The organism is Arenibacter catalasegens (assembly GCF_002909235.1).
Taxonomy (GTDB): Bacteria; Bacteroidota; Bacteroidia; order Flavobacteriales; family Flavobacteriaceae; genus Arenibacter; species Arenibacter catalasegens.
This window is the reverse complement of sequence record NZ_PHQQ01000022.1, coordinates 73,418-95,398: the sequence shown is the minus strand read 5'-3', so window position 1 is coordinate 95,398 and position 21,981 is coordinate 73,418. Positions and strand designations below refer to the sequence as shown.

The 21,981-nt window shown below is 35.6% G+C and carries 19 protein-coding genes and 1 pseudogene; 13 read left to right on the top strand and 7 right to left on the bottom strand.

Translation table 11 applies throughout. The features are described from left to right. Window positions 1–18 precede the first annotated feature (18 nt). Together CWD90_RS16370 and CWD90_RS16365 are read left to right on the top strand one after the other, a co-directional pair. Window positions 19–657, top strand: coding sequence for a DUF998 domain-containing protein (locus CWD90_RS16370; protein WP_103477154.1), 639 nt, complete (start codon window positions 19–21; stop codon window positions 655–657). Window positions 658–792: 135 nt separating this feature from the next. Next, on the top strand, window positions 793–2,511 hold the full coding sequence (locus tag CWD90_RS16365) for a hypothetical protein (RefSeq protein WP_103477153.1): 1,719 nt from the start codon (window positions 793–795) through the stop codon (window positions 2,509–2,511). 126 nt (window positions 2,512–2,637) lie between these two features. Here the strand turns inward: CWD90_RS16365 and CWD90_RS16360 are convergent, their stop codons facing one another. Continuing rightward, the gene (locus CWD90_RS16360; protein WP_239986545.1) at window positions 2,638–3,087 is read right to left on the bottom strand and encodes a group II intron maturase-specific domain-containing protein; all 450 of its coding nucleotides are present in this window, start codon (window positions 3,085–3,087) and stop codon (window positions 2,638–2,640) included. A 423-nt stretch (window positions 3,088–3,510) separates the two neighbouring features. Here CWD90_RS16360 and CWD90_RS16355 point away from each other — a divergent pair, with 423 nt between their 5' ends. Together CWD90_RS16355 and CWD90_RS16350 are read left to right on the top strand one after the other, a co-directional pair. Then, entirely contained in the window at window positions 3,511–4,116 is a 606-nt protein-coding gene (locus CWD90_RS16355) for a class I SAM-dependent methyltransferase (RefSeq protein WP_103477152.1), read from the top strand. 731 nt (window positions 4,117–4,847) lie between these two features. Then, window positions 4,848–6,497, top strand: coding sequence for a sensor histidine kinase (locus tag CWD90_RS16350; protein ID WP_157941259.1), 1,650 nt, complete (start codon window positions 4,848–4,850; stop codon window positions 6,495–6,497). A gap of 71 nt (window positions 6,498–6,568) precedes the next feature. On the opposite strand, the gene CWD90_RS23240 is transcribed toward CWD90_RS16350, so the two are convergent. Further along, window positions 6,569–6,736 (bottom strand): DUF6747 family protein, encoded by a 168-nt coding sequence (locus tag CWD90_RS23240; protein WP_192878038.1) that lies wholly within the window; start codon window positions 6,734–6,736, stop codon window positions 6,569–6,571. Window positions 6,737–7,016: 280 nt separating this feature from the next. Then, complete coding sequence (locus tag CWD90_RS16345; protein ID WP_103477150.1) at window positions 7,017–7,409, bottom strand: response regulator; 393 nt, start codon at window positions 7,407–7,409, stop codon at window positions 7,017–7,019. A gap of 743 nt (window positions 7,410–8,152) precedes the next feature. Between CWD90_RS16345 and CWD90_RS16340 the strand changes: the two genes are divergently transcribed. After that, complete coding sequence (locus tag CWD90_RS16340) at window positions 8,153–8,845, top strand: LytR/AlgR family response regulator transcription factor (protein ID WP_103477149.1); 693 nt, start codon at window positions 8,153–8,155, stop codon at window positions 8,843–8,845. Between the two features lie 463 nt (window positions 8,846–9,308). On the opposite strand, the gene CWD90_RS16335 is transcribed toward CWD90_RS16340, so the two are convergent. Further along, window positions 9,309–9,476, bottom strand: coding sequence for a response regulator (locus CWD90_RS16335; protein ID WP_103477148.1), 168 nt, complete (start codon window positions 9,474–9,476; stop codon window positions 9,309–9,311). Window positions 9,477–9,859: 383 nt separating this feature from the next. Between CWD90_RS16335 and CWD90_RS16330 the strand changes: the two genes are divergently transcribed. The 3 genes and pseudogenes from CWD90_RS16330 to CWD90_RS16320 form a co-directional block, all read left to right on the top strand. Further along, entirely contained in the window at window positions 9,860–11,101 is a 1,242-nt protein-coding gene (locus CWD90_RS16330; protein ID WP_103477147.1) for a GAF domain-containing sensor histidine kinase, read from the top strand. After that, the gene (locus CWD90_RS23745; RefSeq protein WP_205161263.1) at window positions 11,073–11,318 is read left to right on the top strand and encodes a KUP/HAK/KT family potassium transporter; all 246 of its coding nucleotides are present in this window, start codon (window positions 11,073–11,075) and stop codon (window positions 11,316–11,318) included. Before CWD90_RS16330 ends, CWD90_RS23745 begins: the two co-directional genes overlap by 29 nt. Next, a pseudogene (locus CWD90_RS16320) lies at window positions 11,276–11,783 on the top strand (LytR/AlgR family response regulator transcription factor); the annotation flags it as partial. The gene CWD90_RS23745 and the pseudogene CWD90_RS16320, both read left to right, overlap by 43 nt. Window positions 11,784–12,244: 461 nt before the next feature. Here the strand turns inward: CWD90_RS16320 and CWD90_RS16315 are convergent. Beyond that, a complete protein-coding gene (locus tag CWD90_RS16315; protein WP_103477146.1) occupies window positions 12,245–13,084 on the bottom strand; it encodes a M23 family metallopeptidase in 840 nt (279 codons plus the stop codon). A 61-nt stretch (window positions 13,085–13,145) separates the two neighbouring features. Here CWD90_RS16315 and CWD90_RS16310 point away from each other — a divergent pair, with 61 nt between their 5' ends. From CWD90_RS16310 to CWD90_RS16290, 5 genes are all read left to right on the top strand, one after another. Next, window positions 13,146–14,369: a hypothetical protein gene (locus CWD90_RS16310; RefSeq protein ID WP_103477145.1), complete on the top strand. Its 1,224-nt coding sequence runs from the start codon at window positions 13,146–13,148 to the stop codon at window positions 14,367–14,369. 123 nt (window positions 14,370–14,492) lie between these two features. After that, window positions 14,493–15,335, top strand: a complete 843-nt coding sequence (locus tag CWD90_RS16305; RefSeq protein WP_103477144.1) for a hypothetical protein — start codon at window positions 14,493–14,495, stop codon at window positions 15,333–15,335. A gap of 67 nt (window positions 15,336–15,402) precedes the next feature. Then, window positions 15,403–16,959: a toprim domain-containing protein gene (locus CWD90_RS16300; protein WP_103477143.1), complete on the top strand. Its 1,557-nt coding sequence runs from the start codon at window positions 15,403–15,405 to the stop codon at window positions 16,957–16,959. Window positions 16,960–17,035: 76 nt separating this feature from the next. Next, window positions 17,036–19,552, top strand: coding sequence for a type IV secretory system conjugative DNA transfer family protein (locus tag CWD90_RS16295; protein ID WP_103477142.1), 2,517 nt, complete (start codon window positions 17,036–17,038; stop codon window positions 19,550–19,552). A gap of 21 nt (window positions 19,553–19,573) precedes the next feature. Then, complete coding sequence (locus CWD90_RS16290; RefSeq protein WP_103477141.1) at window positions 19,574–19,972, top strand: hypothetical protein; 399 nt, start codon at window positions 19,574–19,576, stop codon at window positions 19,970–19,972. 276 nt (window positions 19,973–20,248) lie between these two features. On the opposite strand, the gene CWD90_RS16285 is transcribed toward CWD90_RS16290, so the two are convergent. Both CWD90_RS16285 and CWD90_RS16280 read right to left on the bottom strand, forming a co-directional pair. Beyond that, window positions 20,249–21,136, bottom strand: coding sequence for a hypothetical protein (locus CWD90_RS16285; protein WP_103477140.1), 888 nt, complete (start codon window positions 21,134–21,136; stop codon window positions 20,249–20,251). 1 nt (window position 21,137) lies between these two features. After that, window positions 21,138–21,974: a HipA family kinase gene (locus CWD90_RS16280; protein WP_103477139.1), complete on the bottom strand. Its 837-nt coding sequence runs from the start codon at window positions 21,972–21,974 to the stop codon at window positions 21,138–21,140. Window positions 21,975–21,981: the final 7 nt, after the last annotated feature.

The window sequence follows — 21,981 nt, the reverse complement described above, 5'->3', positions numbered from 1 at the left end:
CATATAAAATTGTGAAAAATGAAAAATAACAATCTGAAAATTTTGAGTTTAGGTGGAGTGCTAGGACCTTTATTATATACGACTGTTGTATTAATCAGTGCTGGTCTTCGTCCGAACTATAGCCATGTTTCTCAATTCATGAGTGATCTGGGCGCAACAGGATCTCCAAATGCTGATTTTATGAATTATATGGGATTCATACCTTCTGGATTGATGATTGCGTCTTTTGGTATATCACTCATAATGCTCCTTTCAAACAGTCTAACTTCAAGAATAGGATCAGTTTTGGTAACCATATTCGGTATTGGTATGGTAGTGGTCGGGTTCTTTTCGTGTGACATTGGATGTCCCCGGGAGGGTTCATTAGAAAACACGATACATGATCAAATATCCGGACCAATATTTTTATCAGTCATTACAGGAATATTACTTCTTGGAATCTCGTTTCGAAAACATTCAGTATTGAAAAGATTGTGGGTCTATTCAATAATAACAAGTTTGTTATGCTTCGGATTTATGGCAGGATTAATAAACGCAATTGAATCCAATTATCTAATAGGAATTTGGCAACGAATGCTGTTGTCAACAATATTTATTTGGTGTGTGGTAATGGGTCTAAAAATATTCAAGAGCAATTTAACGGAAGGGAACGCTTAATTAGTGAGCAAATTAACTGGGCACACACAGCACCTACCCAAAAGGCGGGGTTTCGTGTTTCAAAGGCAGTTTTGTGGTAAAAGTCCCGCCCTTCGGGTAGCTGCAAACCGTTGTGACCAATAAAAACCAATCGATATGAAAATAAAAAATCTCTATCTAATTATTATCTTAATTCTAATAATTGGTTGTAAAAACAAAGAATCAAAGTCGAATGATATCTCTCAACGTCCATTTATAGGATGTGCACCAATTATAACTGATGCCTCATGGTATAATTCTGACAATAAAGCACCTATAATTGAAGGTCTCGATGTTCTCAATTTTCCGATTACTACAGAAAACAAGTTGGTACAACAATACTTTAATCAAGGACTTGTCTTAGCATATGGGTTTAATCATGCTGAGGCGGCTCGTTCTTTCTATTATGCCACTAAATTGGACCCAAATTGTGCTATGGCATATTGGGGCTTCGCCTATGTTTTAGGCCCCAATTATAATGCTGGTATGGAGGAGGATAACTATGAACGGGCATTTAAAGCAGTACAAAAAGCAATAGATTTATCTACAAATGTCACACCAATAGAAAAAGCACTTATCAACGCTCTTTCAAAACGCTATGAAAAAGAAGTAACTGGAGATAGAAGTCTGTTGGATATAGCATATGCAAATGCCATGAAAACTGTTGTACGAAATTTTCCGGAAAATGCAGATATAACCGTTTTATATGCCGAATCATTAATGGATTTACATCCTTGGGATTTATGGGACAAAGAAGGTAATGCAAAAGAGTGGACACCAGAGATCATTTCTATACTTAACAATGCATTAAATATTAACCCTAAACATTTAGGAGCACACCATTTGAATATACACGTAGTTGAAGCTTCATTTGAACCTGAAAAAGGACTATATAGTGCACAATTATTTGATGAAGGATTAGTACCTGGTGCTGGCCATTTGGTGCATATGCCTTCTCATATTTATATCCGAACAGGAGACTATCATAAAGGAAGCTTATCAAACATAAGAGCTATTAAAGTGGATAGCTCTTACATAACTGGCTGTTACGCACAGGGTGCCTATCCATTAACATTGGTTCCTCATAATTATCATTTTCTGGCTGCTACAGCTACATTGGAAGGCAACAGTAAATGGGCAATAAAGGCGGCTAATAAAGTTTCAGCAGGTGCTAACAAGCAACTAATGAAAGAACCGGGCTGGGGAACGATTCAGCATTTCTATACAATTCCTTACTACGTGAATATAAAATTTGGGAAATGGGATGATATTCTTAAAATGAAGAATGAAGATACATCATTGAAATATCCCGAAGCAGTGAGAAACTATGCTCGTGGAATGGCTTTTCTCGGAAAAAATGACATTATAAATGCAGAAAAAGAACTAAACTATTTAGAAAAGCATGCTAATGACCAAAGTCTTAAAGAAGTTAGAATATGGGAAGTAAATTCAGTATACGAACTTCTACAGATTGCTTCAAAAGTGTTGAAAGCCGAAATTTTATCCAGTAAATCTAATTATAGTGAAAGTATAAAACTATTGAAAGAGGCCATAATTATAGAGGATGGATTAACCTATCAAGAACCGCCCGATTGGTTTTTTTCGGTAAGACACAATTTAGGTGCTGTTCAGATAGAAGCTAAAAAATATGAAGATGCAATTCAAACATTTAAAGAAGATTTAAAAAGTTTACCAAAAAATGGTTGGGCTTTACACGGATTAAAATCAGCATATACAAGATTAAATGATAATGAAAAAGTAAATGAAATCGAAGAGCGTTTAACCACTGTTTGGGCAACAGCTGATATTAAATTATCTACAGCTAGAATAAAATAATATTAATTACTGGTCACAGTCGATTAGGTAATGGGGAGTTTCACCCCTAAACCACGCAAAGAACCGTACGTGAACCTCTCGATTCATAGGGCTCCTGTTATACAGTCGGTTAAAGTCTAAATTAATTTAGACCAGTTTGTATCCCAATTCCCAATGATAGAACAGATTTGGATATGACCTTGTAATGAATCTAAGCCATTTTACGGCTTTTAGCTTGCTTCCTTTGAAGCTTTTGTACTTGTTCAATATCCATCTGATCATACGGTTATGCAGGTAATAGAACACTGGTTGCAGGCTCCTGCGGCTTATCTTTCCATAATACCGAATCCAACCACGAATCTTGGGGTTCAGCAGATTTGCCAAATCCTGTATCCCGCGTTGGGTCTTGTTATGGAAAGCAAGTTTACGGAGTTCCCCCGTAGTAAGAACCTTTGATTTTCGGCTCATCTTACAATCCAACTGAAGAAAACTATCGCGTCCTTTCAACTTGAACCTTAGTAGCTGAAAACTGAAACCTATAAAATCAAACTGAACAAGGTAGCCTTTAAGGTTTCTTTCATCCTTCTTACAGTACACTATTTTTGTCTTTTCATCTCACGTTAGACGAGCTTGCAGCTTACTAATCGTTCAAAGGGCCTGTCCTAGCAAAGTCGAAGGGTTACCCCTGCCCATAAGCGACTTGCACCCTCTAGATTAATACCATATCTTAGATATGATAAAGATGCCCATGCTGGTCACACGCATGACCTATGGGCGATGCGGGCTAAGGTTTGAGGGCCGAAGGTCCGGGCGTGGCGAGCGGCACCGAAAAATCTTTTGGATTTTGCTCTTTCGCGGGACAAGATAAAACCGAAACAAAAAAATTTCGCTCATTTCAAGGCCGAAAGTCAGCTGCGCGAGACCCCGCACAGCACATAGCCCGGGCATTATGGTACATTAAAAAAATTTAAGTATCTATAGTAAAGACAAGAATATAATAATAACTAAAACAAAAAAGTCATGAATTACAAATTTGCGTATTCAATAGGCTTTCACCCATGGGAGGATGCTGAACGACACGGTCCATTCGTGAAGAAAATTACAGAAATGTTTGAGCGGGAAGAAAGTGGCAAAACTACACCTTTTGGTAAAGCCCTTGATATTGGTTGTGGTAACGGTGTGTGGGGAATTAATTTGGCTAAACGAGGATGGGATGTTACAGGTGTTGACATTGTTGACAAAGCATTGCAACGAGCTCAAGAACGGATAGAAAAAGAAAATGTAGCGGTCAAACTTGTTAAGGATGATGTAACCGAGCTTCACAACATTGGAAAAGACTTTAAGTTAATTCTAGACACTGGCACTTTCCATGGTTTGACTAGTGAACAAAAAAAAGCTATGGGTAATGCAGTTAATAATATTGCTGGTCAGGATGCAACAATTCTGCTTCTTGTATGGGATCCGAAATGGAGAGGACCTCTTCCAGGAGGTGCAAGCCGGAAAGAAATTGAGGCCTGCTTTCCGGATTGGACGATAACTCATGTTGAACCTGCTGCTACTGAACCTGAAAAAATTTATAAAATTCTGAAAGCAAATGAACAGTGGTATCGCCTTTGCCGAAAATGAAATTGATAAAAAACTGGGCATAATAATTTACCAAAAATGTGGGGGCAAATCCAAATTTGGACCTTCTACCAGATTGGCATTGAATACCAAATTATTGGTAGATTGATCTAACCATTCTTCATTAGTAGTTGAATTATAGGTGTAATCTGAATCTGCTATTAACCAAAGTTCAAGATTGCATGAAACTCCATCTAGCGACTAGTGTTTAAGTAGGTAAGATTATCGATTAAAGGTGTTTAAAAATCGTCGAACTACTTATTTGATACCTTTTACGAAGTGAAAAACTGAATATGTGTGAAAAAAGTTGACCGTTGACAGCCAATATCAATTACAATAATTAGAAATGTGCAACATTCTAAATGGAAGGAGTTTTATCTTATAAAAGATTGAGCGCGGAATTGATCTTTAAAGGCAGGATTTCAAACTATATAGCCGTATTGGATTCTAAACTTTCGGTTCAATCCATAATTTATTTGGATTAAGTTTATTAGTGAAAATCTATCTGGCAATCTGAATATTTCCTATATTGGTGTACTTACAATCCTACAATCCAATGTGTTATTTGTACAATAAGCGAAAAAAATTAATAGGTTGATTTTATGTGGAAAAAGGTATTTAAAATTTTCGCAATACTTTATTTTCCACTTTTTATATTATCCTTGGGCCTATTCATCTATCAAAAAAACGTACAAATAAAAAATTTATCGTTGTTACAAGAGCGTGAAACAATTATGAAGAGAGAATCTTTTATAGATCTTTTTCAGGCACCCATACAAAATGCCAACTATTGGTCAAAACTGAAGTTTCCTAAAGACTTTGACCCGTTGAATACCCATAGGGCCTTCATGGAACCATACCTTGAAATTATTAAGGGAATTACCCAATACGATCAGTTTCGATTTCTTGACTTAAATGGTAAAGAATTTTTTCGTGTGCAGCGGAAAGGAATCGATTCTTTAGAATTTGGTGACTTGCAGGACAAAAGTAGCCGCACTTATTTTAAAGAGGGGATTGGCCTTAAATACGGGCAACTTTACCTATCTCAAATTAATTTGAACAGGGAAAATGGTAAAATTGAAAAGCCATATAAACCTGTTATTCGGGCAGTGCAACCCATCTTTGATGGCAATAAAAAAAAGATAGGTGTTGTGGTCATCAATTATAAAATGGATCGAATTCTTAACCAACTAAGAACCAACATAGTTGATAATAATTTCTATCTACTGGATGATAACCTGAATATAATTACCTCCAATACCTATATTAACCAAATTCCATTTGAAATATCGGATACAGTAGTTCCTCTGAACCAAAAATATGGTCTTTCCGGCCAGTTATTTAAAAAGGATACCACCTTTTTGAGCAATGATCATATATGGTCTGTTCAGACGTTAAGTTTGAATAAGGTGTTGGATTTTGGTTCTGACACACCATTGGAAGTAGTTGCTCCTTACAATTGGAAAGTTGTTCAAGAATTACCTCCAAAATTTTTACACGCCAATTTAAAGTTACTTTATTTTGGTATCGGTATTTTCAATTTTATAACTATTACCATGCTATTGACCATAGCTTACTTTTTTGTAAATAGCAGACGACAAAGAGAAAAGTATGTCAATGAATTGGAAACAAAGAATGAGCTGCTTTACATAAAAAGAAATCAATTAGACAAAAACAACGAGCAAATTTCCAATATAAATAGTCGATTAATGATCAGAAACAAGCAATTAAGTGAATTTAATTATTTGGTTTCGCATAACCTTAAAGCTCCGGTAACAAGCATGTCATTGATTGTATCAATGATAAACAAAGAACAGGACCCCCAAAAGAAAATACATGAACTTCTTCCAAAACTAAGTCAAATTGCCGAAAGTATTACAGAACTCACCAATGATATAGGTGAGTATGTATCCATTATAGATGATAGAAAGGTTCAGGTCGAGGAAGTTGATATTTTAACTTTGATAAATGAGGTTAAAAAGGATTTCTCCAAAACGCTATTAGATTCAAATGATTTTAAAATATCGCTCAATTTATTAGCTTGGCAGCAGGTACTCTTCTCAAGATTTTACTTAAAGAGCATACTACATAACCTTATATCCAACGCCATAGAATATCGGCGGGATGGGGTATCATCCTATATCCATTTTGAAACTTTTTTTGAAAATGATAAAAAAGTGCTCGTGATAAAGGACAATGGCATAGGAATCAATCTAAATAGACATGGTGAGAATGTATTTAGGCTTTATAAAAGATTTCATAGAAATATTTCAGGTAAAGGTATTGGTCTTTTTTTAGTTAAGTCCCAATTAGAGGCTCTAGATGCAACTATAACTATTGAAAGTAAAGAGAATATAGGTTCTACCTTTAAAATATGTTTTTAGTTTTTATGAAAAATCCTTCCGAAAAACGACGGAAGGATCAAATCTTCTGATTCTTAATTCTTTTAAATCCTTTAAAAAGTGAATCCAGTAAATAATCTGAACCCAAAGGCATATAGGACTACTAGGAACATGGCAAAACTGAACCATGCAAAAGCTTTGAAATAGCTTTTTACCAGCCAACTTCCCAGCTGCTTAAATCCATTAAGATATATTTCTTTAAAAAGTAAAATTGTTTCCATACCAATTGTTTAGGGGTTTGGATGCAAAGATATCGCAGTAATTTACCTTATACTTTCTTTTTCTACAAGATGTTAATAAATACGCTTTAAAGCCAAAAAAAAAAAAATTCATCTAGTATTATGGCACTTAAACGAATGTCTATCTACACTTTGTGAATTTTATGGAAGCCTATGTAATTATAATAAACTTTGAATGAATTGATTTGAAAAAACAATGCAATGCAAAAGCATAACTCTCCTGCAATTCTCAAATGTAAAGTTCCAAAAAACGATTCGTTTATTACTTTTTTGACTGAAGAATCTTGTCAACAATGCTTCTAGAAAGTGGTTTGTCAAAATGTCCTTTTATCATGGGATGCTCCTTAGCCCTGGTCCGGTCTTTCGAATTTGAAAAGGCGGATAGAATATAGATTTCCGTTTTTTGTAAAACATTGCTACCAATCTTTATCTTATCTAGAAATTCCCAACCGTCCATGCCGTTCATGACTAAATCGAGGAATATTAAATCCGGCACATCCTCTTCATTATTAACAGGATGGGCAAACATGTTCAAAACTTCTTCCGCAGTATCACAAACTATAGTCCTGCAATTAGAAATTGATTGTTCTATGCAATATCTTGACGCGAATTGCGACACTAAGTCGTCATCTATAATGCAAACTTTCAATTCCATTTTTGAGAAATTTAATAGTTGTAAATATGAGAAAGATTTGTCACTTAATTTTAGATTCTAACTGGTAAACGTTCAAAAGGTCGATATTCTCGCTGTAACAAGAAAGCTTCATAAATGAGGTGCATCTAACGGAACTTTGTTCTTTTTATTCTTTATCCCGTCCTTTAATCATACATTTTCAGCAACCCTTAAATACTTAGTTCGGTGAAATTGTTACTTGATTTTTCAAAGTGCCCAGAGACTTGGTATTGAAATGTGGCACAAAACGAACCGAATTATCCAGGAAGTACCAGTCTCGACAATTTCCTTCCCCGCTCTTCCACACTTTCCATTGAGACAGATACCAAATTCATGGTAAGAACTTGATAATAGTTTATTTCTAGATACCGACGGTTTTGAAAATTGGAGTTCCATTCTACTATTTTTCAAATAGAATAGCATAAATGTTCAAGATTTTTAAAATCTAATAATAAAAATGGTCAACATGGAAAAAGCATATTCAAAGAAATCAATATGTACTTAACAAGTGACCTCTCCAATGAGAGTTTTGGATTGCAATTGAAGAATAGTCACAGATTTATGTTATGGACAGTGTCATTTAAAATAAAAAGAACTTGACCAAATTCTTAAACTGTCATTATCTGCTTCTACGCAACATGTAAGGTACCGTTCACATCATTTTTGGAGGCCGATATTGCTATTTAAGTAAATTGTCCGTGATTTAAACCCCGAATATACCTATCATGAAATTAAGATGTATAATTGTAGACGATTCCTCTATGCAACGAATCGCCGTTGCAAGATTAGTGAACCATCATCCAAACCTGGCAATGGTAGCCGAGTACAGCAATGCCATTGAAGCAAAAAGCGGTATCAAAAATAATGACATCGACCTTATTTTCCTAGATGTAGAAATGCCGATCATCAATGGTTTCGATCTTTTGGAATCCTTGGACAACCCACCACAGGTGATTTTGATTACAGGCAATCCCGATTATGCCCTTAAGGCTTTTGATTACGACATAACCGATTACCTCTACAAACCCATATCCTTGGCCCGTTTTGATGCCTCCGTGAAAAGAGCCGTGGCCAAATATGAGCAGATTCATAAGGTGAACGAGGATGAGGAGTATATCTTCGTAAAAAGCAACTTAAAAAAGCGCAAAGTTGTTCTAAACGACATAAAATGGATCGAGGCTCTTGGCGATTATATTAAATTGGTTACGAATGAAGGCAATATCGTTATTCTTTCTACCATGAAATCGTTTGAAAAACAGTTGCCGGAGGATAAATTCCTAAGGATACACAAATCCTATATCGTGAATTTGGAAAAAATTGAAAAATTCAACAGTAAAATTGTTCAGGTTGCTGGAACACAGGTACCATTGAGCCGACACAAAAAAACCGAATTGGCGGACGCTCTTTATAATGTTTAAAGATTATCCAGGGTATTTAGACTTCCATCCGACACTATAGCTTGAGGCAGCTCCTGTGTTCATGCGAATGACATCTACGAAAATGCTATTTTTAAAGATGAAATATAATAATTAGGGCAAGTGCTGAACAAGAAGCTCAAGTTGACGCTTACTCAAAATCTATTCAAGAGTTTTTTATAAAGCCTTCGGAATTTCATTTTTTAAAAAGTATAATTATGAACATAGTTAAGTCTGGGTAAAAGTGTTAATCACCAAACTATATTGAGTAACTAAATATTGAAACAGATTATATATTCGTATATCTAATGACAGTTTATACTATAATTTAATTTTCAAAAGTACAGGTCCAAATAGTGATTCGCTACTACTTTTTTGAATGAAAAATTTTAGCTACAATACTTATGGAAAATGGTTTGCCAAAATACCCTTTTATCATTGAATGCTCCTTGGCCCTATCCCTGTCCTACGAACTTGAAAAGGCGGGTAGCATATAAATTTCCGTTTTTGCAATAGATGGGTTACCAATCTTTAGCTCATTGAGAAATTCCCAACCGTCTATGCCTGGCATGTCCAAATCGAGGAATATAAGGTCGAGGAAATCTTTCCCTGTCTTAAGCATGATGGAAAACATATCTAAACCCTTTTGGGCTCCGTCGCAGACCAATACCTTTCAGTTAATATCACATTGTTGTGTAATGTATATCTTAATGCGAATTGGGAAACTCTGTCGTCGTCTATAATAAGAATGGTTCTAGTCTATATTGGTTGAATTTAAAGAGTAGGGACAAATGGAGAAATTAACACTATTCAATCGAATAGGGACGATAATAACTGCTACATATTGTCAATTTAAATTATAAGGTATAGTAACCAAGAAGAAATAGTGGTTATATCAAATAATATGTGCTAAAATTGTGATCAAGCTTATTTTAAAATTGGCACTTTAGAAGGACGCTGCCGTTAAATTCAATATCTTTCGCTATCTGGAACGTTAAACAATTAATATACATCTTAATGAAATCACCAGCATTTCCCGATAACGAAAAGCAAAGACAAGCTGCGGTCGAAAAATACCAGCTACTCGATTCATTGCCGGAAGATCATTATGACAATATTACTTCGATGTTGTCCTATATCTGTGACACTCCTATTTCATTAATAACACTACTGGATAAGGAAAGGAATTTCTTGAAGTCCCACCACGGTGTACCCTTTAATGAATCGCCCAGAGAAATTTCGTTTTGCGGTCATGCCATAAATTCTGAAGACCTGGTAACGATTATAGAAGATGCCAGGGTCGATGATCGATTTTTTGACAATCCTTTGGTTACTGATCATAATGTAGTGTTCTATGCGGGAGCACCTTTAGTGGATTCGGATGGATTTAAACTGGGGACATTATGCGTGTTTGATCATAAACCAAGAATGTTAACCGTAAAACAACTCGAGTCACTTACTTCGATGTCAAAACAAGTGGTCCAACTCTTTGAACTACGTTATAAAAATTATAAATTAACACAATTTCAGGCTAAGTTAAAAAACAGAAATGACGATTTGAAGAAATTTGCCTGTATCGTATCCCATGACCTTAAATCCCCATTGGCCAACATTATTTCTTTGACCGATTTATTGGAATTTGAAAACAAGGATAAACTTGATAAGGATTCATTACAGTACCTAGCATACTTAAAAACCTCCTCCTATACCTTGAAAAATTATATTGACGGTATTCTGGAATTTTATTTGAGTGATGACCTGCTTTATTTAAAGCAGGAGAAAATAGATTTTGAATCCTTGATTCTTGAAATCAGTACTATTACGGATACTGATGATTGCGTGGTCCTGGCCCATCAAAACCACTCGGTACAACTTATGACCAATAAAGCGATTTTAATGCGGATCCTCATTAACCTTGTTACAAATTCGATCAAGTACAGTTCAAAGTCCAAGACCAGGATAGAGATAAGTTTATCGGATTCTGATGATTTTTATGAATTCTCCGTTGAAGATAATTCAGATGGTATTCCACAGGAGCATATAAATAAAATTTTTGATCTTCTTTCAATGACCGGTGTTGTTGATAAATATGGAAATATTGGTACCGGAATTGGTTTAGCAACTGTAAAAAAGTTGATCCAAAATCTTGGAGGAGATATTAATGTTTCTTCGATTGAAGGAAAAGGAAGTACTTTCAAATTTACAATAGCCAAAGTATTACTATCCGGCATTGATCGGTTGTGCCACCTTGATCAGTGATGGCTATATAACACCTGCTATTTCAATTTCATCGGCAGTGGAAGGTCTTTATATTCTGTACGAAGGCATTCCCACATTACCTATTGTCTGCGGTATTCAAATAGCACTCTTCCTGATCGAACAGTTTCGCACTAAAAAAAACAGGGATTCTTTTTGGCCCTGTAATGTTGGTGTGGTTTGCAACACCTGGAATCCTTGGACAACGCACCCCAGGTAATTTTGATTACAGGCAATCCTGATTATGCCCTTAAGGCCTTTGATTACGACATAACCGATTACCTCTACAAACCCATTTCCTTGGCCCGTTTTGATGCCTCCGTAAAAAGAGCCGTGGAAAAATATGAGCACATTAATAAGGTGAACGAGGATGAAGAGTATATTTTTGTGAAAAGCAACCTAAAAAAATCGCAAAGTTGTTCTAAACGACATAAAATGGATCGAAGCTCTTGGTGATTATATTAAATTGGTGACCAATGAAGGCAATATCGTTACACTTTCTACTATGAAATCATTTGAAAAACAGTTACCGGAGGATAAATTCCTAAGGATACACAAATCCTATATCGTGAATTTGGAAAAAATTGAAAAATTTAACAGTAAAATTGTTCAAGTAGCTGGAACACAGGTACCATTGAGCCGACACAAAAAAAACGAATTGGCTGATGCACTTTATAATGTTTAAAGATTATCCAGTGTATTTAGATTCCGGACACGATAGCTTTAAGAAGCTCTCGTGTTCATGTTAATGACATTTATGAAAATACTTATTATAGAGATGAAGTCTAATACTTAGGGTAAGTCCTAGCCAAAATTTGTGATTTTATATTTTTTGATCGAGCTCCTGATGTTGGCAACTGACAACATTGATAGCCTTTTTTAAATTAGAAAAAATAGTGTAATCATGATATATAAAATCACTTTGGGCATACACTAATTCCTTTGCTACTCCATTGAAAATTGCCTAGAAGCTATCCAGTGGTTTTTTCCCTATCTACAAAAAAAACCCAGTTGGGCACTAGGTAATATCTGATTCTAACATCTGTTATTTTATATTCAAAAAAATAAGATTATAGGAGCAGACACCTTGATGTTTTTTTAGTGTAGCCATACCTAAATTTAGAATAGTTAATCCCCCACTTTCTTTTACTCGGCTCCATCTTTGTTCGTTTTTGATTCAATTAAATGGGTATAAATATTTTTCTTTAGGTTGAGTGAAAGTTTTGGGTCTATTTGGATCATGTTCTTCAGTATCTCATAGTGCAGATGGTTTCCAGTGGAACTTCCAGTGCTACCCACCGTACCAATGATTTCATGTTGTTTTACAATTTGCCCTTTTCGGACAAGCACCTTGTTTAGATGACCATATAATGTTTCAAAACCGAAGCGATGTTTAATGACAATATGTGTGCCATATCCATTTTTTGAATAGAGGATATCCTGGATGGTACCTGATGCCGAGGCGTAAACATGTTTTCCAGGAGGGGCTGCCAAATCGATTCCAAAATGTTTTCTTTTTTTATTAGAAATTGGATGGATACGAATACCATAATTGCTCGTAACGGAATAATTGCCTTTCTCCAACGGAACAGCGGATGGAAATTGCTCTAGCAACTGAGGCCTGTATTTTAGGTAGGTCTCTAATGAACCCATATAGGAATAGTCAGGGATTTGATATAAAAATTCAACTATTCGCTCTTCTATGGCCATTAGCAACTGATTTCGTTCCCTTTCTACAAGGACCGAATCCTTTAACGGAGTTTCTAAGTTCATTTTAAGGCGTTCTTCATAAAGGTCCATTGTAACCGTAGTATCCTCAAGTCGTTGTGTTGAAATACCAAAGCCGTTCCAAATTATATAGAACAGGCTTATAATTATTAAAAAAAGGAAATAGAAGCGCTCCTTTTTCCCAGAGGTTTTAGTGGGCTTAGGTTCGTGGATACCGAATTTTTTGTTCCAAAAAGTTGTGGATTCAAAAAAAATCATATATTTGTATTTATAAACAAAATTACTATTTATATACAAATAAACAAATTTTTAGAATAAGATGAACAACTGGCTTATAGAAGACCACCTAATACACCTACCAAATCTCTTTGAACATTTGGGGTACCGAGTTGTGCAATCCGAAAATACCCACCTTATACTTAAGAACGGTGGTGAGCACTATGTGATCATAAATACCGAAAAAGGATATTTTTATTATAAGGTGCAACGGCCACAGGAAAAACTCTCCGCATCCGACCTGATTACGGAGTATGTATCAAAAGTTGAAGGGATCGGCAAGGAACTGATATGGGATAAGGTAGATGGCCTATATAACCAAGTATTGGAAACTAAAACCCTTCTAATTGCCAATAGCCCGGATGACACGCTTAAAATAGTACCAAAGGATTTTAATCACTTTTTATCTTACAGGTCACCGCTCGAAGATACTTCCAAAGACCTATATCATGGTGTAGAAAGCTCTATTCCCTTTTCGGGGCGTGTTTTCCAAAATCAAGAAGGTGGTGCGCTATTTCCTTTGTTCAATCTGCAAAACGAGGTCTGTGGATATTTCCTAGATACGGACAAAGAAGTAGTTCCTTACAAAGAATCGGCTATAAAACACTCCCTTTGGTACTCCAATATTCCGAAGAGAATAGAGGGGCTTTTTCTATTTAAAGATCCTAAGGAAGCTTTGGCATTCCATAGAAAATTCCAATTAAAAAATGTAGTATACATGGCATTGGGGGCGATAAATTGCCAGACGACCGATATACTTTTCCAGATACAAAGGCTAACGAAAGTGGACAAACTCTTTTTAAGCTTCACGGGAAATAAAAAAATAGAGGGCTATTTGCGGGACCTCCATTTTATATCATATACAAAGGATTCCGATTTTAATTTGACCTTGACCGATAGGGATATGTTATTGCGCTTCCCCATGGGAAATGAAAAATCCTTCTCCCGCTTTTACGACCATACAAGACGCTTTAACCAAGACTTGACCAAAAGCTTTTTGAATTTCAACAAAATCATCGACCAAAACAGGCTAAACAAATACAGTATTCTGGTTTCCAAGGATAATGAAGACATTAAAGTCCGTTTACCCATTGAATCCAACGCCATTAAATTATTGGTCTGGTCGTATTACAAAAACTATCTGAACAAGACGATAGATATTCTAAAGCCAAAGTCTGACAATTGGTATACTGAATGGGAAAATACTCAAAATCAAGTTAATGAAAGGAAGGAGGTACAATTGAAAGAATATAGAATCGCTTTATAAAATGGAAAAAGGGCGCTCCCGCCCTCTTTCCTTCAAATTCCGTAACTCACAAATCACTCCTGATTCGAAAGTTATTCAAAAGTAACAAATTCAAATTCCGTAACAATTAAAAATCACTCAAAAATGGAAAATCAAGTAGAAAACACGATTCAAAAAGTATTCGTTAATGTCAATCAAGTTTGGCAAAAGGCTGAAGCGATATCTATAGACGATAAAACCTTCAAAATAAAAGCCGGTAATAATCCATCCTTTGAAATGTTGAAGGACAGCAGAAATGTGGAAGTCCAAAAAAACAAGGACCAACAATTTGCCGAGGCCGATGTAAAAAGACGTTTGGAAGGCGCTTACATAAGTTTTGAGAAGTTGGAACCCAACATTCAAGAGTCGATTCTAGAAGGTAAGGAGCAGTTGATCGAAACAACCTACATCAATGATGGCAAATTAAAGGAAACGGTCAAGATGGTCCAAATGCTATATAACTCCACTTACGGTTCCAGATTGGATGTACAGATAAAACGTAAGGAACAGGTTAAACTTGAAGATGCCAATGCCTTTCAATATCAATTTACCAAGGATGAATACCATGCCATGGTACAAGAAGGCAAGACCATTCAGTTTACTGGCAGTTCCTTGAGTGGCGATACGTTCCAAAAATTGGCTTATTATGAGCTCAAACTGAACGATATCCGTACAAAATCTGCTGTAACTGCAAATATGTATGTTCTAGGCCAAATATTGACTAAAGATCAGGCAGACAATCTGAACAAAGGGGAAGAAGTGAAGATCACCATTCGAAAAACACAAAAAGGACCTTTGACCTATATGGTAAGATGGAGTGCTAAAAACCAACGTTTTCTTTACAAAAATTTGGAGAAAACCAATAGTAAGGAAAAAGAGGCCAAGGAGAACAAAACCATTGACGGCGAAAAAAAAAAGAAACAGCCTAAAAATGCCATAAGCATGTAACTCAATTTATACTAACTCAAGCAAATGGCCGACACGCCAAGCATGTCGGCCATTTTACATCCTTCCTATGCAAAGTCCTAACTACATAGATGACCCTGACCATTATAAAAGATTGATTTCAAAAATCAATGCTGAGGCCAATTTTCCGATGTACCTACATCAAAATGGGTACAAATTGATAAAGAAAAGTGCAGGTTCTATGGAGTTCAAGAACGACAAAGATCGTATTGTACTGCAAATGGCCCGGAAACCAGTAACCTATTTTAACCGAAATGATTCCCAGGACAAAGGGCTTTTCTTTATGTACTTGATGAACCGGAACGTTAATTTTTACAAGGCCGTTCAGGCCGGTCTCGAAATCGTGAATGGGCTTGGTTATATGGAAAATACACCTATGGAAGTTCGAAGTTTCAAGGCCGTAAGGAAATCCTTGGAGGAAAATTTTAAAATCGTTCCATTGCGGAACTCCAATTACCTAAGGCAGCAGCGTTGTATATCAAAGAACACCATAAACGATCCATTATTTAAGGGCCGTTTGTTCAATGCCTATTCTACACGGCATACGGGCAATAAAATTGCCAATATTGCTTTTCCAAAGTACGATTTGGAAGGCCATCCCCAAAATTATATCCTCTACAACAAAACATATATAAGCAGTAGGGATAATAAAACTAGGAAGTTTCGCTTGGTACTGAACCAAAAGGATCATTTTCTATTTCATTCAAATCCCATCAAGAATCCTTCCAAAATTGTAGTCGGGGAAAGTGGCATAGACCTCCTCTCCTACCACGAACTCCATGGTAGTCCAGATAATTTTTATGTATCCTTTAGTGGCAACGTGTATCAAAAAAAGTTAGATTTCTTCGGTCAGCTAACGGAACCTTATCTAAAAAAAAATGTTGTGTCTTTGGTATCCATAATGGACAATGATATCAAAGGTTTCGAGTTTGACCTAAAGTTATTTACCAACCTTATCAACCGTTTTAATTCAAATGTATATATGGATAGTTCATATAGCCACGGAAATGTGAGCCTTACCATTACCTACAACTCAAAAGTGGAGGTTCAACTATCAAATCATATCACCTTGCTGGAGGAAAAATTAATGTCCCTTTTAGAATGGGATAAGCATATGTCGAATTCTATCAAATGGGTAAGATCTACGCACAAGATTGTATTGGATTTTTCATTACTAGAAATCATAAATGCCAATCAGCTTGACGGAGAAAAAAACCTGTTCAAATCCTTGATAGAAACCATTAATGGTCTTTACCTAACCTTCCCGTCCACTATCCATAAATCTAAAGGAAAGGATTGGAACGATGACCTTATGGATTCCAAAAAGACCAAATATGTCAAAATGGAGACTGTTTGCAGAGATGTTATGGAAATCGGGGATCAAATTGAATTGAAAACAACCAAAGGGCCTGAAGGCGCACCTAACCTTGGTATCATAAAGGCAATAAATAGCAACAGCGTGGAATGCGATTTTGGATTGAAATTTAACTATACCATTCCCTTTTCGGAAATCAGGGCGCATTTAAAGAAAAATGCTCCCCTTACTCCTGAAAAAAAGAAAGGGGAAATAAAGAAGAACAATAACTTACAAAACTTGATAGAATGATACTCATGGACCCCTTATCAGAAGAATTAAAGGACAATCTGTACTAGGTAGGTTTCTCTAACACTCTGATTACATTATGAACGACAAGAATCTGGCATTCTCGGCCATGCTACTTTCGGTAACCTTTTTTGCTATTATAGGCTTTATTGCCTATTACCCGATCGTGCAATATCTGGAATGGGATTCACAACTTTCACAAATCATACATGATTTCATTATTCGTTTTAAGGCTTTGCAAGAACCGTTAACTGGAAGAGCAATGTTATTGATGTTCATTTTAGGTTCGGCCATGCTCTATAATCCCAGAAAAAAAGAGGGCAAATCATTGTTGACCGGCCTAACGTATTTTGGAATTGGTTGTGTACTGTTATTTATAACCGGGTATTTTAAACCCACCCAAGTCAGTTTGCTTTGGATCTCCATGATTTTATATAGTGTCGGATTTCTGTTTTCTGTTTCTGGTTCGGTACATCTTTTCCAAGTGATGGACTTTGTCAATGATGCCGAGGATGATCCTTTTAACGACCGGAACGAAACGTTCCAACAAATGGAAGAACGTATAGATACAGAGTATTCCGTAAACATTCCCTATGAATACCAGTATCAAGGGCAACTGCGAAAAGGGTGGATAAATTTTGTCAATCTCTTCCGTGCCTTGTTGGTCATAGGTACCCCAGGTAGTGGAAAATCTTTTGCATTGATCGAAGAGATTATAGAGCAAATGATTGAAAAAAACTTTACGCTATTGATATATGATTTTAAGTTCGATACGCTTAGTAAGGTTGCCTATAACTATTGGCGAAGAAAAAAGGAGCGCACAAACGATGCCCAAGAAAAATCCAAACTACCCGAATTTTATACTTTGAGTTTCGACAATATAGAAAAATCACATCGCTGTAACCCAATTGACCCCTATTTAATGCGAAACCAGACCGATGCCGCTGATGCTGCCACAATTATCATGAAAAATCTGAACAAAGATTGGATAAAGCGCAGTGATTTCTTTTCCAAGAGTGCCATTAGTTTTGTTTCTGGGTTGATCTGGTATTTAAAGAAAAAATCCGAAGAGACAGGAGAGAATATCTGCACTTTGCCCCATGTCATTACCTTATCTACCATAAACATCGAATACTTGCTGGAAATAATGATGAGGGAAGTAGAAGTCCGCAGTCTGATGATCCCTTTCAAGGATGCCATGGAGCGGCAAGCGGGCCAGCAATTGGCCGGTCAGACCGCAAGCGCCCAGATATCCCTTTCAATGCTGGCCAGCAAGGAAATTTATTACATCATGACCGGTAACGATTTTAGGTTGGACATAAATAATCCACAAAAACCTAAAATAGTCTGTATTCAAAATAATCCGGACCGTTCCGAAATCTATGCCGCTCCCATAGGACTCTACATTAATAAAATTTTGCAAGTGGTAAATAAACCTGGCTGCAGGCCGTTGGGTCTGATTCTGGATGAACTCCCAACCGTTTTCATCATGGGACTGCGCAAGATAATAGATACCGGAAGGTCTCATTATGTGGCCACAGTATTGGGCATACAGAGCATTACGCAATTGATAGCCGATTATGGCAGGGAACTGGCAGAGGTCATCTTTGACAACTGCTCCAATGTGTTCAGCGGAGCTGCAAAAGGGGAAACGGCCCGAAGAATCAGTGAGATATTTGGACGTATCCATCAAGGAAAAAAAAGCAAGGCAATTTCCAACAACGACACCACTGTAAATTTCAGTACCATTCTTTCGGAATTACTACCAAAAAGCAAGATTACTAGTATGTCTACAGGCCATTTTGGGGGCATTGTCGCAGATACCTTTGAAAACCCCATTGAACAAAAACTGTGTTTTGGGTTGCTAAAGCCCAATATGGAATCCAAAAAAATCCAAGGAAAATACGATATGCCTGTGCATACCAAATTTAAATGTGAAAATCATCAGGAATTGGTGGATTCGAAGATGAAACTGATACACAGCCTTGACTTTTTTGATGTTGTACGGAACCTCGATTTTGGTCAAACGAATTATTTGCACTTTTATACGGCTTACATTAAGGAGTTTGCAGCAGATCAATACGATAGTCATATAAAACAAATGCAGTTCGTTCCTTTAGCCCATGAGCTAAAATTGTTCGACCATCTACAAAATTTGGAGGAATTGACAAAGGATGATTCCGATTCTACAGCACGTATAGAGCACTATATTACTGCATTGGTAAATCGCATGTATATAGACAAGGAAATAGATAGGATTCTGGACGCTAATTTTTTAAAGGTGATCAAAGATATCAATGAGCTTGTTGAACGGGAATACGTTCATTGTACTGGAAATAAACCAAAGTTGGCTATTTTTGACGAACTCAAAATTGGCGATAAAGTGGCGGCATCCCTGGAAAAGGATGAGGTCATTGCAAAAGATTTTATGAAGAAATACCGCAGTAAATCCAGTAGGGAGTTGGCAGATGCCTTTCGTAGGCAATATGAAACACCTACTTTTGAGAACGTTTCGGCGGTTAACCAAACAGAGGTTTTTACAGATTCTTTGGAAAGTTTATTGTCAAGCTATCCTATAGAAATGTATAAGGAATAATTTATATTTAAAATTAAAAATATGAAAGATATTGACGAGATGATGAGAGCCTCTACCGAGGATTTCGCATACATAAGCGAACGTTTAAGGATGATTCGCGAAGAGCTGATAGAAAAGGATACTGGCAATAAACGTTCAAGCGAGTTTTCCATAAAATCGATCACTGAACGTTTTGATATGGACTATAATACCTTGGTCAATGTAGAACGGGGGGCCATATCCTTGACCACCATAAAATTGGTTTTATATTATTACTCGCTTGGGTATAATCCGGCATGGATTCTTACAGAGGACAACGAGTTTATTCCTAAGGACAATATTGGGGAGAATGTGGTGTACCAGACCGATGTGCAAGAGGAATACAAGGAGCTAGAATCTGCCATTGTCAGCGCCCTAACGGAGTTTAAGAAAAAGATATAAAAATAGGTTGAATATAAAGGGATGTGTTTTTAAATACACAATGGAAATTAAGTTAACGGTGCCTTTTACTTTGTATGCAACAATTCAGTTAAAATTAATGGTACAAAAAGATTAAATAGAAATGTAACAGGAATTTGAATGGAAGCCTTCTTTGAGAAAGAATTCAGCAAATACGCTACTGATCTGCATCAGTGTATTTTGTACAGTGATAAAAAATGGTAAGATATAAGGTCACTTAATCAAAAAGAAACTAGATTTCAAAATGTGCCGAATGAACTAATTAATAGTTTCTAGATACTCAGAAAACTTTATTATAGATTTAGAGTCAATAATATCCTTAGTCACCAATGGTAAAGACTCAGTACCAATGATGGAGTAGGGATAATCATTATCATTTTGCTCAAGAAGAATCTCATAAAGCTTATGATAAGATGATTTTGAGCCCTTATATTCATCAACAACTAAATAGTGATTGTTTTTTTTACTAATTAAATCATTTTCTTTACTGAATAATTCTAAACGATAATTAAGACTTTCTAGTTCAGAAATATCTCTTCTAAAATTATCAAGAGGTTTTTCTGAATTTAAATCGATTGATTTCACAGTATAAACACTACCATTAACACCTATACCATCCAGAGTATAATCAAAAAACAAACCGGGTATTTGTTCCTTTTTAACTCTATACTCTATATCTATTACATTTGCTAATGGCTTATAGAAGACCTCTTCTATAGTTCTTTTAAAAGTTTTATCTACTGATTCCTTTTTTGGTTCTCTAAGGTTAAGCTCAATGTATTTGTCAAAAAAATTATCAAACTTGGAATTATCAAACACTAAATTAATTATTGAAGGTTTGTCAAATTGAAGAAAACCATTATTATAAATTGAGAGTCTATTTAAATATTCTAGATTTACTTTAACCTCCTTTGAAAATAAGGATATATCTTGCTTTAGCTCAATATCAATAAAATTCGAAACCTTATCAATAGTATATTCAAGTAAATTTGAATTGAAACTATTGATTTTATGAGCAAGATTAATTTTATCCTTTGAAAATTTATAAAAAACCTTACCCTCAGATAATACAATCATACCAATAGCCAAATTCTCCTTACTTAGAGGATTATTAACAAAACGTATTATGCTGTAGTAGGATTTCATTTTAAATATTCAAATGTATTCTTGACACTATTAAATTTCTTTTTTGGTTACTTAATATTTCAATGATTTTGTCTTTACCTTTTGAACTCAATCCAAATGTACTAGGTATCTGATCAAAAACAAAGCCAATATTAGTAATTACATTTGAGAAATCTGCTAATATCTCATTATGGAAGTTAGCAATATATATTGAATCTGCAAAGCTAAGAATACTTTTTGATATTGGCGTTTTTAAAATTGACTTAGGATTCGGTTTATTCATTAAGCTTATTTTCAATGCTTTATAATTATTTTGATATCCAAATGCTTGGGTGTGATCTATTGGTAAAAACTCGAACTTACCATCAATTGTTTCATTAATTAGAATATTAGGATTGCTTCCTCGTCGATCCATATTACCAATCCAATAATCAAAGAGACCTATTTTTAAAAAGTCTGTAGGATTAGTGTATTTATTAAAGTCATGTTTGTTTTGAAGTGTTGTATTATAAACCTCCACTTCAGTTGTTGATGGCTGAAACAATGATCCGAAGAATTGTTTATTATCAAATTTCAGATTATCATATCTTGCATCATAATTTTTATGTTCTAATTTATAAGATTCAAATACTACTTGAGGAACTTTTATTAGAGCAGGAGGGATTGTCTTTACTCCCATTAAATCTAAAAAATAAACACTTAATATCTCATTAATAACATCTTCAAATGGCGGGTGTGCTTTAAACATCGTTTTGGCATAATATAATTCTCCATCATCACATAATACCAGAAATGGAACGCTATTTGTGTCAGTCTGTTTTATTATTTGTATTGCCGTGATTTGTTTAATTGCCTCCAAATGGTCT

What these genes read in the sequence shown, in the direction of transcription:
- CWD90_RS16370 (WP_103477154.1), top strand. Translation starts at nt 19, where the DNA reads ATGAAAAATAACAATCTGAAAATTTTGAGTTTAGGTGGAGTGCTAGGA.
- CWD90_RS16365 (WP_103477153.1), top strand. Translation starts at nt 793, where the DNA reads ATGAAAATAAAAAATCTCTATCTAATTATTATCTTAATTCTAATAATT.
- CWD90_RS16355 (WP_103477152.1), top strand. Translation starts at nt 3,511, where the DNA reads ATGAATTACAAATTTGCGTATTCAATAGGCTTTCACCCATGGGAGGAT.
- CWD90_RS16350 (WP_157941259.1), top strand. Translation starts at nt 4,848, where the DNA reads ATGAAGAGAGAATCTTTTATAGATCTTTTTCAGGCACCCATACAAAAT.
- CWD90_RS23240 (WP_192878038.1), bottom strand. Translation starts at nt 6,736, where the DNA reads ATGGAAACAATTTTACTTTTTAAAGAAATATATCTTAATGGATTTAAG.
- CWD90_RS16345 (WP_103477150.1), bottom strand. Translation starts at nt 7,409, where the DNA reads ATGGAATTGAAAGTTTGCATTATAGATGACGACTTAGTGTCGCAATTC.
- CWD90_RS16340 (WP_103477149.1), top strand. Translation starts at nt 8,153, where the DNA reads ATGAAATTAAGATGTATAATTGTAGACGATTCCTCTATGCAACGAATC.
- CWD90_RS16335 (WP_103477148.1), bottom strand. Translation starts at nt 9,476, where the DNA reads ATGTTTTCCATCATGCTTAAGACAGGGAAAGATTTCCTCGACCTTATA.
- CWD90_RS16330 (WP_103477147.1), top strand. Translation starts at nt 9,860, where the DNA reads ATGAAATCACCAGCATTTCCCGATAACGAAAAGCAAAGACAAGCTGCG.
- CWD90_RS16315 (WP_103477146.1), bottom strand. Translation starts at nt 13,084, where the DNA reads ATGATTTTTTTTGAATCCACAACTTTTTGGAACAAAAAATTCGGTATC.
- CWD90_RS16310 (WP_103477145.1), top strand. Translation starts at nt 13,146, where the DNA reads ATGAACAACTGGCTTATAGAAGACCACCTAATACACCTACCAAATCTC.
- CWD90_RS16305 (WP_103477144.1), top strand. Translation starts at nt 14,493, where the DNA reads ATGGAAAATCAAGTAGAAAACACGATTCAAAAAGTATTCGTTAATGTC.
- CWD90_RS16300 (WP_103477143.1), top strand. Translation starts at nt 15,403, where the DNA reads ATGCAAAGTCCTAACTACATAGATGACCCTGACCATTATAAAAGATTG.
- CWD90_RS16295 (WP_103477142.1), top strand. Translation starts at nt 17,036, where the DNA reads ATGAACGACAAGAATCTGGCATTCTCGGCCATGCTACTTTCGGTAACC.
- CWD90_RS16290 (WP_103477141.1), top strand. Translation starts at nt 19,574, where the DNA reads ATGAAAGATATTGACGAGATGATGAGAGCCTCTACCGAGGATTTCGCA.
- CWD90_RS16285 (WP_103477140.1), bottom strand. Translation starts at nt 21,136, where the DNA reads ATGAAATCCTACTACAGCATAATACGTTTTGTTAATAATCCTCTAAGT.